The 11,963-nt window shown below is 35.7% G+C and carries 14 protein-coding genes; 8 read left to right on the top strand and 6 right to left on the bottom strand.

All coding sequences use genetic code 11. The features are described from left to right. Window positions 1–771 (bottom strand): retention module-containing protein (locus tag Q4496_RS16025; protein ID WP_303610810.1); only part of this gene is annotated, 771 nt, incomplete at its 3' end. 341 nt (window positions 772–1,112) lie between these two features. Beyond that, a complete protein-coding gene (locus Q4496_RS16020) occupies window positions 1,113–1,730 on the bottom strand; it encodes a PEP-CTERM sorting domain-containing protein (RefSeq protein WP_303610809.1) in 618 nt (205 codons plus the stop codon). Between the two features lie 308 nt (window positions 1,731–2,038). Here Q4496_RS16020 and Q4496_RS16015 point away from each other — a divergent pair, with 308 nt between their 5' ends. Further along, window positions 2,039–3,007, top strand: coding sequence for a 1-aminocyclopropane-1-carboxylate deaminase/D-cysteine desulfhydrase (locus tag Q4496_RS16015; RefSeq protein WP_303610808.1), 969 nt, complete (start codon window positions 2,039–2,041; stop codon window positions 3,005–3,007). Between the two features lie 65 nt (window positions 3,008–3,072). Here the strand turns inward: Q4496_RS16015 and Q4496_RS16010 are convergent, their stop codons facing one another. Both Q4496_RS16010 and rpsU read right to left on the bottom strand, forming a co-directional pair. Then, complete coding sequence (locus Q4496_RS16010; RefSeq protein WP_215974293.1) at window positions 3,073–3,516, bottom strand: GatB/YqeY domain-containing protein; 444 nt, start codon at window positions 3,514–3,516, stop codon at window positions 3,073–3,075. Window positions 3,517–3,563: 47 nt separating this feature from the next. Further along, window positions 3,564–3,779 carry a 30S ribosomal protein S21 gene (gene rpsU / locus Q4496_RS16005; RefSeq protein ID WP_114326764.1) on the bottom strand — a complete coding sequence of 72 codons (216 nt, stop codon included), beginning with the start codon at window positions 3,777–3,779 and terminating at the stop codon, window positions 3,564–3,566. Window positions 3,780–4,025: 246 nt separating this feature from the next. On the opposite strand from rpsU, the gene tsaD reads away from it, so the two are divergent. Then, entirely contained in the window at window positions 4,026–5,087 is a 1,062-nt protein-coding gene (gene tsaD / locus Q4496_RS16000) for a tRNA (adenosine(37)-N6)-threonylcarbamoyltransferase complex transferase subunit TsaD (protein ID WP_215974292.1), read from the top strand. Between the two features lie 32 nt (window positions 5,088–5,119). On the opposite strand, the gene plsY is transcribed toward tsaD, so the two are convergent. Continuing rightward, window positions 5,120–5,713, bottom strand: coding sequence for a glycerol-3-phosphate 1-O-acyltransferase PlsY (gene plsY / locus Q4496_RS15995; protein WP_215974291.1), 594 nt, complete (start codon window positions 5,711–5,713; stop codon window positions 5,120–5,122). Between the two features lie 123 nt (window positions 5,714–5,836). Between plsY and folB the strand changes: the two genes are divergently transcribed. From folB to Q4496_RS15975, 4 genes are all read left to right on the top strand, one after another. Then, window positions 5,837–6,223, top strand: coding sequence for a dihydroneopterin aldolase (folB, locus tag Q4496_RS15990; RefSeq protein ID WP_215974290.1), 387 nt, complete (start codon window positions 5,837–5,839; stop codon window positions 6,221–6,223). Next, window positions 6,223–6,720 carry a 2-amino-4-hydroxy-6-hydroxymethyldihydropteridine diphosphokinase gene (gene folK / locus Q4496_RS15985; protein ID WP_215974289.1) on the top strand — a complete coding sequence of 166 codons (498 nt, stop codon included), beginning with the start codon at window positions 6,223–6,225 and terminating at the stop codon, window positions 6,718–6,720. Before folB ends, folK begins: the two co-directional genes overlap by 1 nt. Window positions 6,721–6,751: 31 nt before the next feature. Next, complete coding sequence (locus Q4496_RS15980; protein ID WP_215974288.1) at window positions 6,752–7,585, top strand: undecaprenyl-diphosphate phosphatase; 834 nt, start codon at window positions 6,752–6,754, stop codon at window positions 7,583–7,585. Between the two features lie 68 nt (window positions 7,586–7,653). Further along, window positions 7,654–8,496 carry a tetratricopeptide repeat protein gene (locus Q4496_RS15975; RefSeq protein ID WP_215974287.1) on the top strand — a complete coding sequence of 281 codons (843 nt, stop codon included), beginning with the start codon at window positions 7,654–7,656 and terminating at the stop codon, window positions 8,494–8,496. Between the two features lie 92 nt (window positions 8,497–8,588). On the opposite strand, the gene zapE is transcribed toward Q4496_RS15975, so the two are convergent. After that, a complete protein-coding gene (zapE, locus tag Q4496_RS15970) occupies window positions 8,589–9,704 on the bottom strand; it encodes a cell division protein ZapE (RefSeq protein ID WP_215974286.1) in 1,116 nt (371 codons plus the stop codon). Between the two features lie 244 nt (window positions 9,705–9,948). Between zapE and Q4496_RS15965 the strand changes: the two genes are divergently transcribed. Next, window positions 9,949–10,395: a YhcB family protein gene (locus tag Q4496_RS15965; protein ID WP_303610807.1), complete on the top strand. Its 447-nt coding sequence runs from the start codon at window positions 9,949–9,951 to the stop codon at window positions 10,393–10,395. A gap of 162 nt (window positions 10,396–10,557) precedes the next feature. Next, window positions 10,558–11,928, top strand: coding sequence for a Do family serine endopeptidase (locus Q4496_RS15960; protein WP_215974284.1), 1,371 nt, complete (start codon window positions 10,558–10,560; stop codon window positions 11,926–11,928). The last annotated feature ends 35 nt before the right edge of the window (window positions 11,929–11,963 follow it).

Below are 11,963 nucleotides of genomic sequence, written 5' to 3'. Positions count from 1 at the left end.
GCTTGAGGCATTGGTTAGTACACTACCTGAAGCAACTTCATCTTCCGCTATCTCGACTTGCTCATTATCATCAGTTAAATCAGATACTGGTGGTTCAGGTTCGGCTACTGGCGGCTCTGGTTCAGGCTCTGGTTCTGGTTCAGGCTCTGGTTCTGGTTCTGGTTCAGGCTCTGGCTCAGGTTCGGCTACTGGTGGTTCTGGCTCAGCTACTGGTGGCTCTGGTTCTGGCTCTGGTTCAGCTACTGGTGGTTCGGGGTCAACAACCGGAACTTGTTCATTAATAGTATCTGCTTCAAAATTTGCAGGTAAAGGAGCCGCGTTATCTTGTTCTGCAGTATCGTAACCCGCTTGTGCTAAAGTTTCATCACCCGTTCGATTCAAAGTTATAAAATCGGTTCCCTCGTTAGCAACTTCACCTGCAGCCGTCTCAGGAAGATCAACGTCATCTCCAGAGGCAATTAACTCTTGAATTGCCTCTATCTCATTCTGCAGGTTATCTATATCTGTAATTTCGACAGCGTTAAGCTCACTCTCTGTAGTAACGGTATCAACAATCTCTTCCTTGACTAATTCTCCTTCAGAATTAGAAACTCTCTGTTGACTACCATCAGCAAAAGTTAATATAAGTTCACTGCCATTTGCTAAGTTAACTGTCGTGCCTGATTGAATAATATCGCCAACTTGTAATATAGTATTTTCAGCCAAATCAATACTTACTTCACCAATAACATCGGTTACTTCGGCATTTGCTGGGTTAGTATAATTTTCCATAGACAACCTTCCTATTAATTTGGTTTACCATATCTTAAAAAGCATTTAACAAAACTTAATGAATGATTAGCAATAAAATACTATAAATTAAGCTTAACTAATATTATTTAAATAAAGTCTGTACTAGCTATCTTTTATCGGTTAATTACTCCATAAAGTCAATGGCGTAATTAAGAATAATTAAGGTTATTTGCTATAACTTTGATCTACATTTGGCTTTTAAGATTATGCGTTCAGAAGTAGGCAATATGAGGTGCTTTTACTAGTTTAACAATGAACAATATATAACAAATAAACAAATAGCGATGCCGAGCGACATCGCCAATTAATAACAAAAATTACTATTTATTTTTAAAGCGACGAGCTGTTAATCCCGCTAACGCTAATGCAAAAATAGCAAGTGTTGATGGTTCTGGAACCGATGTAGTCACAGATTTAAAAACATAGTTTATATTAGCCCCTGCAATTGCACGATCACCAATATAAGCTGAGAATGCACCATCAACATTATAGAAATCATTAGGCTCAACATAAGACTCATCTTTTGATACTACTCCAACGTTAACTCCATTGACTGTACCTCCATAAATATCATACCAAGCCTCATGGTTAACGGTATATTCGGAAATATCTAAAAAATCAAATAAGTCATAGATCGCAATATCATTAGTACTTATAGCATATTTTTGATCACCAGTAAGAGCACCAAAAGTATGTGTTGCAGCCTCAATACCATTAAAGTTAGCAATCTCAGTATTAGCACCGTTTACGATTTCCACATCTGTAGGTAGTTTATATTCAATTTCTGAAGGAACTAAGTCGTATGAGCCTACATACTCCCATTGCACTCCTGCATCATCAGCATATAAATCACCTACAATTAACCCTGCATTCGCTTTTCCTGCAACACAAAGAGTAAATAAACAAACCAAAACAACATTTATAATTTTAGAACTCATACTACTTTCCTTAAACCCTACAGAGGGTCAGTAATTAAATCATATAAAACGGTATAGATCTCTTAACAACAGATAAGGCAATCTGTATGCCAAAAATTAAATATTCTTATATATCAATAACAAACAGCATAAACAATATTTATTATTATCCTGACTGTTAAAAAACATGACAGAAAATATTCCCTAACTATCATTTTTAAATTCAATGTATACTTACTTTATAGCTTAACACTTATGCATTATATTTTCATCAATTGATTATATTTTACCCAAACCATCAATAATTACAATGATATTACTTATCTACCATGACCATTTTATCCGAATTGCAACCTCTACATCATCCACTATTTACAAAACATAACGTAGTAGTTCAAGTAAAGCGTGATGATAATATTCACCCAACTATTTCGGGTAACAAGTGGCGAAAACTTAAATACAATTTAGAACATGTGTTACGGAGTAAAGATATTAATGGTGTACTTAGCTTTGGAGGCAGTTATTCAAACCACATACATGCTTTAGCATTTGCTTGTTTCCAAAAAGGTATACCTTGTGTAGGCTTCATCCGTGGTGAACAACAATATGCCAATAATTACACGTTAACATGGGCTAAATACTGGGGAATGGAGCTACATTTTATTGATCGTAAAACTTATCGTCGCAGACACGACATTGATTATTTAACCGAATTACAGCGACAGTATCCTAATTACTTTATAGTGCCCGAGGGTGGCAGTAACACACTAGCAATTAAAGGTGTTGCAGAAATAATCACAGAATTAAATAAACAAACTGATTACGACACATTAATCACGCCAGTAGGTAGTGGTGGCACTTTAGCGGGTCTTATCACTGGAGACCTCAACTCAAATGTGAATTTGCATAAACTATTAGGAATCGCTGTATTAAAAGAAGCCGATTACTTAACAAATACTATAAACAAATTATTACCAGGGCCAGTAAAATTGCATGATAACTGGCAATTACTCACTAACTTTCATCGTGGTGGTTATGCAAAGTTTAGCCAATTAGATGCCAACCGTATACTTGAATTTAACCGTATCACCAGTGTTGATTTTGAACCTGTTTATTCGGGAAAGATGCTTTTAGCGTTTATTGATTTACTTGAGCAAGGGTATTTTGCTAAAGGAGAGCGAATTATCTTATTACATACTGGTGGTATGCAAGGACTTGGTGGAATGATTGAACGTGGAATTTTAAAAACTGAACATTGGCGAGAGCCTGAAAAAATAAACTTAATAAAAAAGCCGTAATAACTAAAGTTATTACGGCTTCTTATAAACTATTAACTCTTGCTGCTTAATTTCCAGATAGTACGCTAATTTAAAGCGGCTTTTATTTGGCCACTTACTACGCCCATATCGGCTCTACCTTGCATCAAGGGTTTTAATGTTGCCATTACCTTACCCATGTCAGCCATTGAGGCTGCACCAGTATCTGTAATAGCTTGATTAATTAAGTCGTTAATTTCTGCATTAGTTAAAGGTTGAGGAAGAAAGAACTCTAAAGCACTTACTTCTTCAGCTTCTTTCACAGCTAATTCATCACGACCACCATCAGTAAACATTTTGATTGATTCTTTACGCTGCTTAACCATTTTGGTTAATACGGCAATAACATTCTCATCAGTTGCTTCGGTGTTATGATCAATTTTTGCTTGTTTCACTGCAGATATAGCCATACGAATAACACCTAGACGTAATTTGTCTTGGGCACGCATGGCATTTTTCATTTCATCTTGGAGCTGAGTTAGAAGTAACATCTAATTATACTCCAAAGGTTACTAAGGACATTCTAAATAGAATGCTTTTAGTACATGCGAACGTGGCGTGCGTTCTCACGAGAAACTTTTTTCGCTGCACGTTTTACAGCAGCTGCTTTTTTACGCTTACGTTCCCAAGTTGGCTTTTCGTAACATTCGCGACGACGAACTTCAGAAAGGATTCCTGCTTTTTCACATGAACGTTTAAAACGACGTAATGCTACGTCAAATGGTTCGTTTTCTCTTACTTTAATTACTGGCATGTACTTTTTTACCTTAGTATTATATCTATATAAATCGGTGTTTAACTTCGATCTCTTAGTAAATTCTTTCTATTTAAAAAATAAACTCAATCTTGTTTACACCCGCTCTATCAAAAATGGGTGACGTATTCTACTGCTAAGTGCTAAGTGATGTAAAGATTAATCTCGCTCCTGTATCAAATATAGTAGCGAAATATCACTAGGACAGGTAAAATCGTCTCTTTTAAGTGAATCAAAAATAATTTTATGCGAATTTTAGGTATTGAAACTTCTTGCGACGAAACAGGTATTGCTATTTACGATGATGGGCAAGGCAATCGTCCTGAAGGGATCTTAGCCCACCAGCTTTATAGTCAAATTGCTGTACATGCTGATTATGGCGGCGTTGTACCTGAACTAGCTTCTCGTGATCATGTTCGCAAAACAATCCCTTTAATTCAAGCGGTATTAAAAGAAGCTAATTTAACCCCCAAAGATTTAGATGGCGTTGCATACACTGCAGGTCCTGGACTTGTTGGCGCACTATTAGTTGGTTGTTCAATTGGTCGAAGCTTAGCTTACGGTTGGAACTTACCAGCAGTACCGGTCCATCATATGGAGGGGCATTTATTAGCTCCTATGCTAGAAGATGATGTACCTGAATTCCCATTTGTTGCACTACTTGTATCAGGTGGCCACACCATGCTTGTTCGTGTCGACGGTATTGGTCAATATAAATTACTAGGTGAATCTGTTGATGACGCAGCTGGAGAAGCTTTTGATAAAACAGCGAAATTGTTAGGGCTAGACTACCCAGGCGGCCCTGCGTTATCAAAAATGGCCGAATCAGGTGTTGCTGGTAGATTCAAATTACCTCGCCCTATGACAGACAGACCAGGTTTAGATTTTAGTTTTAGCGGTTTAAAAACAGCAGCTGGTACGTTAGTTAGAAAAGAGTGTTTCTCTGCAGATGGCAAAAGCTTCTCGGATGATATACTTAAACAAACCCATGCAGATATTGCTAATGCTTTTCAACAAGCTGTCGTTGATACCTTAGCCATAAAGTGTAAACGTGCTTTACAACAAGAGAATTTAAATCGCTTAGTCATTGCTGGTGGTGTTAGTGCGAATACAGCACTACGAGAAAAATTAGCCATTACCACTAAAAAACTTGGTGGTAGTGTATTTTATCCTAGACCTGAATTTTGTACTGATAATGGCGCTATGATTGCTTATGCAGGCTTACAAAGATTAAAAGCAGGCACACACGCAGATCTAACTTTTAAAGCCAGTCCACGTTGGTCATTAGATAGCTTACCTGCAGTTTAAAGCAATACAATGATGATAGTAAATTAAATCGACTAATTTATTTTTGTAGAGATTTTACTTTCTGTTCCTTTAAGTAAACGAACAATATTGTCTTTATGGCGTAATATAATTAACGCACTCAACATTAAAGCCGGATAAACATAAAGCGGCTTTAATATAAAAATATACAACGGCGCCAAAGAAACAGTAACAATAGCCGCTAAACTTGAATATTTAGTTAATTTTGCCACTGTAAGCCAAGTAATAATCAGTAAAAATCCTAAACCTAAGCCAATAGGTAATAAAGTTCCTAAGGCGGTAGCCACTGCTTTACCACCTCGAAAATTAAAAAATATTGGATACATATGCCCTAGACAGGCTGCGACACCAATAATCCCCAAATCTAAAGGCTCAACTTGCAAGAAATAAGCACTCCATACTGGTAAAGTGCCTTTTAATATATCTAAAAACAATACAGTAGCAGCTGTCAGTTTATTACTTATTCTTAAAACGTTTGTTGCACCAGGGTTATTTGACCCTGTTGTTCTAGGATCAGGTAAGCCAAGCACTCTACACACTAAAATAGCACTTGAAATAGAGCCTAATAAATAAGCAGCAATGATCATAGCAAAGGTTAATAGCAACATAATAATAAGAATTATCACAAATATAACAATTTTCTTTATTCTATCTTGTTATCTGCTAGTTTTTCTACACTTGCACAGGTAAACTCGCTTTTTATTTTGTAAAAATGATTCAATAGGTAACAAATGGACAAGGTTTTTATCAAAGGGCTAGCTATTCAAACCACCATTGGCTTTTTTCAATGGGAAAAAGAAATCAAACAAACCTTAGTTATTGATGTAGACATGGCTTGGGATACTGCAAAAGCAGCTATAAATGATGAACTTGAAAAAACGTTAGATTATGCAGAAATATCCACAGCGATAGAAGCATTTGCTAATGACAACCCTGTTGATTTATTAGAAACATTGGCTGAACGTATGGCAAGTTATTTAATGTCACAGTTTCACATCCCTTGGTTACGACTCGCTATTGGCAAACCCGGAGCAGTACATAATGCTATCACTGTGGGTGTAGAAATTGAACGTGGTACGCTTGAACAAACTAAACTTCATAATGAAACTACAAAATAATGGCTGATATTTATATTTCTTTAGGTAGTAATATTGAGCGTGAATACCATGTTAAACATGGTCTTGAAGCACTTGCTATTACTTTTAATATTCCTTTTGCACAACTGTCCTTATCATCTTTATTTGAAAGTGAAGCTATCGGTTTCAGTGGTAACGCATTTTACAATATGGTTATAGGTATAAAAACTCACGATAGTGTCGAGCAAGTGGCAAGTAAGTTACGTAATATTGAAATTGATTATGGCCGAACACATGACGCGAAAAAATTTAGCCCTCGCACCTTAGATCTTGACTTATTACTCTACGACGACTTAATCATTGATACCCCAGCACAATTGCCTAGAGAAGAAATTGATAAAAATGCGTTTGTACTTTGGCCATTAAGTGAAATAGCGCCAACGCTTATTCACCCTTTATTAAAACTAAGCTATCAAACTCTTTGGCAAAATTATAATAAAACTAGCCAACACCTAAAAATCGTTAAAAATTGTTGGTAATCACCACAAGAACAAGGGCACATAAAATATTATGACTACTTTAGAAATTATTATTTTAGCTTTACTTCAAGGCTTAACAGAGTTTTTACCCATTTCTAGCTCTGCTCATTTAATATTACCCTCTCAAATTTTGGGCTGGCAAGATCAAGGGCTAGCATTTGATGTTGCTGTACACGTAGGTACTTTATTAGCAGTCATGCTCTATTTTCGCAAAGAATTAGGAACAATGTCTGTTGCCTGGTTAAGTACATTTAATATTGGTCCAGCTAAAAATGATACGGACAGCCATATTAAATTTGAAGGGAAACTTGCCTGGTGGATTATCTTTGCCACGATACCCGCTGGCTTATTTGGCTTATTAGGAAAAGATTTAATAGAGGAGCATTTACGCTCAGCACTTATTATTGCACTAACCACAATATTATTTGGCTTTTTGTTAGGGTTTGCCGATGTAAAAGCCGGTAATAGAAAGGTTCATAAGCCACTGGAAAAATTAGGTATTAAAGGCGCAATGTTAATTGGTGTAGCACAAGCAATAGCACTTATTCCCGGTACTTCACGTTCAGGTATCACGATGACAATAGGATTAATGCTTGGTTTATCTAGAGATAATGCAGCCCGTTTTTCATTTTTATTATCAATCCCTGCCATTGCTATGGCTGGTAGTTACCTAACACTGAAATTGGTATTATCAACAGAAGCTGTTGACTGGCAAGCAATAGCCCTTGGCAGTTTTCTCGCTTTTATTAGCGCTTATGCTTGCATTCATTACTTCCTTATTTTATTAAACAAACTTGGTATGATGCCTTTTGTCATTTATCGTTTAATTCTAGGATTTGGCTTATTATGGTTTTTATTAGCTTAGAAAAGCGCACTCTTTAATATCATTTTTCAAAATAAATAATTTAAACAGAACAAATAGCGAATTCAAATATGATTGCAATTACTTTAGAAAATTTTCAACAAATCGTTTTAGAAGAATCAAAAAGCAAATTAGTATTAGTGGCTTTTTGGGCGCAACAAATACCTGAAAGTGTCGAATTAAAAGACAAATTAACCGTGAAAACAGCGCCCTATGCAGAACAAATACTCATGGCGACAGTCGACTGTGAAACACAGCAACAAATAGCGCAACAATTCGGTATTCAAGGTTTACCTACCGCTGTACTAGTGCAAGATGGGCAACCTATTGATGGGGTTTCAGGACCACAAACGGACGAAACCATTGCAACGTTTTTAGATAAGCATTTACCAAAACAAGAAGACACACTACTCGCCCAAGCAAAATTAGCGTTAACCGAAAATAATATCACTGAGGCACAAAATTTAATTACCCAAGCCTACCAACTTGATGAACAGCGCGCTGATATAAAATTGACACTAATCGATATCCATATACAAACAGGAAAAATAGAAGCAGCTCAAACATTATTAGATAGCATAAAAATGGTTGATCAAGATAGCTATTATCAAGCCTTATTAGCCAAACTAGAACTAGCAAACCAAGCTGCAAATTCACCAGAAATTCAAGTGTTAGAAAAAGAATTAGCCGATAACCCAAATGACATTAGCATCCAACATCAACTTGCGAGTCAATATAGCCAAGTAAATCGACATGAAGACGCTCTAAAAATATTATTTCGTTTAGTTCAAGCTGGTGAAGCAACAACTAAAGATAAAAGCAAAGAGTTATTTTTAGATGTATTAAAGTCATTACCTGATGGTGATATTATTGCCACTAAATACCGTCGTAAGCTATATACTCTTTTGTATTAAAAAACGAACGGTAAATAGCTAATTTCAATACCCGAAGAAAGAGATTAATGATTTCTTCGGCAATGAATATTGGCAATAATAAAGGTAACATTCTAAGGTAAATGTTCACTCGCTAAATAATCATGTGACTGCATTTCCTGCAAGCGGCTCAAACAGCGTTTAAATTCAAACGCTAAATTACCGCCGCTATATAGCTCTTCTAAAGGCATTTCTGCAGACATAATTAGTTTGACATTTCGTTCATAAAACTCATCAACTAAAGCAATGAAGCGTCGAGTACTGTCATCACTTTCTCGTCCCATTTGCTTAACATTAGCCATTAATACCGTATGATATTCTTGGCTAATTTTCATGTAATCACCTTGACTACGAGCACTTTCACATAAGACAGAAAAATCAAAATACACAATACCATCAGAGACAAGTACTGTAGGAAGTTGTCGATTATTTATTTCAATATCTACCCCAGACTTGATCGCGTCAGATGAAAGCTGTTTAAAATAATAATGTAAGTTATCAGTAGCTTTTTGGTCGAGTGGGTAATGGTAAATTTCAGCCTGCTCTAAAGTACGCAATCTATAATCAACACCGCTATCAACGTTTACAATCTCAGTATTTTCATTAATCAACTTAATAGCAGGTAAAAAACGTTCACGCTGTAAACCATTGCGATAAAGCTCATCAGGAACAATATTTGAAGTTGCAACTAAAATAACATTATGAGCGAAGAGCTCTTCAAATAAAGAGCCTAGAATCATAGCGTCTGTAATATCAGAGACAAAAAACTCATCAAAACAAATTATACGTGTTTCTTTAGCAAACTTTTTCGCGATAATTTTTAACGGATCTGATTGTCCAGTTAACGCTTTAAGCTCTTGATGAACACGATGCATAAAGCGATGAAAATGTACACGCATCTTGTTTTCAAAGGGTAAGCAATCATAAAAAGTATCAACTAAATAGGTTTTTCCTCGGCCTACTCCCCCCCAAAAATATAAACCTTTTATAGGTTTATCATCCTGTTTTTTATATACTTTTTTCCAACTATTTAAAACTTTTTTAAAGCTAGATATTTCTACCGGTTTGGTTTGTAAATCTTCATACAATCTTTGTAAATGCTTTACCGCATTTTCTTGAGCCGCATCAAAAAGAAAATCATCTTTTTTTAAATCTTGCTTATATTTATCAATAGGAGAGAGTTTAATCATGAATGAACCATGTTGAATTAGTTGTTACTTGCTTAAAAAGGAAAATTTACTTGAAAAAGAAAAAATTGCCAACATATTTAACCAATAAGTTAAGTTATCGCTACACAATATAATGCTTGCACTATATTATACTAAACAGATTAAACCTTACTTAGAGACAAATTTAATTAATTTGGTATTATTGTAAACCATTACAGCGTTAATTTATCACAAATTTTATTTCCATACATTTTAAGGTAATCCTATGACAGTTTTAAGCGCATTAATCATTTTTGTAGTTGGTGCAATTGTTGGCTTTTTTGCTAACCATTTTTTGTCATCTTCAAACCAAGAACAACGTAAATTATCAGAACAAGTAAGTAAAAGTGAAGCAGCGTTATCTCAATATAAAGTTGATGTTAGTGAACACCTTGCAACATCTGCCGGTTTATTAGAGCAAATGAATAATACGTGTCAAACAGCAATGAAACAAATGAAAGAAAGCACTCAGTTATTGCAACGTGTAACAACTAATGATGCTGATGGAATTCCTTTTTTTTCACAAGAAACACAAGAGCAACTAGCCCAAACAGCAGGTTTACGACATGAGAAACGTAGTACTCAACAAGATGAATCAAGTACAGAAGCTCCATTAGATTATTCTAATGAAGCAAGTGGTTTATTTGTCGATCAAAAGCCAAAAAACACCTAATAAGTTAGTATAAATATTGATTATTTATTATATCTTTCAGAAACATAGTGTTACAAATGTCCAAAATGCATTTTTGAACTAAACCTATTTTATTCAGTCTATTTGGAGGTATATCAACTTAACATTAAGTTGATTCAATTAAGTTTAGGAGAATTCATCCGTATGAAAAAGTTATCAATTATTCCCTTATCTGCTGTACTAGGTGCGGCATTGCTTTCTAGCTCCCTCATACCACTTACAGCACAGGCGTACTCTATTTGGCCAAGTAGCGTTACTGGTCAAGAAATGCCGAGTCTGGCGCCAATGTTAGAGAAGTCAACACCTGCTGTAGTCAGTATTGCAGTCAAAGGTACCCACGAAGTTAGACAAAATGTCCCCAACATTTTTCGATTTTTTGGTAATCCAAATCAAAACCCTAACCAAGCACAGCAACGCCCATTTCGTGGTTTAGGTTCAGGGGTTATTATTGATGCTAAAGAAGGATATATTGTTACTAATAATCATGTAATTGAAAAAGCAGACGAAATATTAATAACATTAAAAGATGGGCGTCAAATTGAAGCAAAGAAAATAGGGTCTGATGCTGATTCAGATATCGCCCTATTACAGATTGATGCCGATAATCTAACTCAAATTAAAATAGCCGATTCAGATGAACTACGTGTTGGTGACTTTGCTATTGCTATCGGTAGTCCTTTTGGCTTAGGCCAAACGGTAACCTCAGGTATTGTCAGTGCTTTAGGACGTAGTGGGCTAAATATTGAAGACTACGAGGACTTTATTCAAACCGATGCAGCGATCAATAGTGGTAACTCTGGTGGAGCCCTAATTAACCTACGTGGTGAATTGATAGGCATCAATACTGCCATTTTAGGCCCTAATGGCGGTAACATTGGTATCGGTTTTGCTATTCCTAGCAACATGATGAATAATTTAACTAAACAAATCATAGAGTTTGGCGAAGTACACCGTGGTGTATTAGGAGTTTCAGGCCGTAGCCTTAACAGTGAAATTGCAAAAGCAATGGAGCTAGAAACAAATCAAGGTGGTTTTATTGAGCAAGTAATGCCTGATTCAGCTGCCGATGAAGCAGGTATAGAGCCTGGTGATGTCATCACTAAAGTGAATGGCAAGCCAATAAAAACCTTTAATGAGTTACGTGGCAAAATTGGCTCTATCGGTGCAGGAAAAGAGGTTGAATTAACCATTGTACGTAATGGTAAAGAAAAAGAACTCGACGTTACCTTAAAACAATCTCAAGGTAATAATGTAGCAGCAGCTAGTATACATCCAATGTTTAAAGGGGCTGAATTAGAAAACAACAATAATAATAATGGTGTTATTATCAAAAATGTTGAAGAAAATTCTCCAGCTGCGCTAGTTGGTTTAAAAACTGGTGATTTAATTACTGCAATAAACCGCACACGTATTAATAATGTTGGAGATCTGCGTAGTTACTTAAAAGACAAAGAAGGTGTTTTTGCATTAAACATAATTCGTGATAATTACTCTCAATATTTAATGATTCGATAAAAACCTTATCATTAACAATAAGGCTAGTGAAAACT

Source organism: Colwellia sp. 5_MG-2023 (assembly GCF_030547795.1).
GTDB lineage: Bacteria > Pseudomonadota > Gammaproteobacteria > Enterobacterales > Alteromonadaceae > Colwellia.
Note: the sequence above shows the minus strand (reverse complement) of the source record. Positions and strands in the feature narration are given on the sequence as shown.

What these genes read in the sequence shown, in the direction of transcription:
- Q4496_RS16020 (WP_303610809.1), bottom strand. Translation starts at nt 1,730, where the DNA reads ATGAGTTCTAAAATTATAAATGTTGTTTTGGTTTGTTTATTTACTCTT.
- Q4496_RS16015 (WP_303610808.1), top strand. Translation starts at nt 2,039, where the DNA reads ATGACCATTTTATCCGAATTGCAACCTCTACATCATCCACTATTTACA.
- Q4496_RS16010 (WP_215974293.1), bottom strand. Translation starts at nt 3,516, where the DNA reads ATGTTACTTCTAACTCAGCTCCAAGATGAAATGAAAAATGCCATGCGT.
- rpsU (WP_114326764.1), bottom strand. Translation starts at nt 3,779, where the DNA reads ATGCCAGTAATTAAAGTAAGAGAAAACGAACCATTTGACGTAGCATTA.
- tsaD (WP_215974292.1), top strand. Translation starts at nt 4,026, where the DNA reads ATGCGAATTTTAGGTATTGAAACTTCTTGCGACGAAACAGGTATTGCT.
- plsY (WP_215974291.1), bottom strand. Translation starts at nt 5,713, where the DNA reads ATGTTGCTATTAACCTTTGCTATGATCATTGCTGCTTATTTATTAGGC.
- folB (WP_215974290.1), top strand. Translation starts at nt 5,837, where the DNA reads ATGGACAAGGTTTTTATCAAAGGGCTAGCTATTCAAACCACCATTGGC.
- folK (WP_215974289.1), top strand. Translation starts at nt 6,223, where the DNA reads ATGGCTGATATTTATATTTCTTTAGGTAGTAATATTGAGCGTGAATAC.
- Q4496_RS15980 (WP_215974288.1), top strand. Translation starts at nt 6,752, where the DNA reads ATGACTACTTTAGAAATTATTATTTTAGCTTTACTTCAAGGCTTAACA.
- Q4496_RS15975 (WP_215974287.1), top strand. Translation starts at nt 7,654, where the DNA reads ATGATTGCAATTACTTTAGAAAATTTTCAACAAATCGTTTTAGAAGAA.
- zapE (WP_215974286.1), bottom strand. Translation starts at nt 9,704, where the DNA reads ATGATTAAACTCTCTCCTATTGATAAATATAAGCAAGATTTAAAAAAA.
- Q4496_RS15965 (WP_303610807.1), top strand. Translation starts at nt 9,949, where the DNA reads ATGACAGTTTTAAGCGCATTAATCATTTTTGTAGTTGGTGCAATTGTT.
- Q4496_RS15960 (WP_215974284.1), top strand. Translation starts at nt 10,558, where the DNA reads ATGAAAAAGTTATCAATTATTCCCTTATCTGCTGTACTAGGTGCGGCA.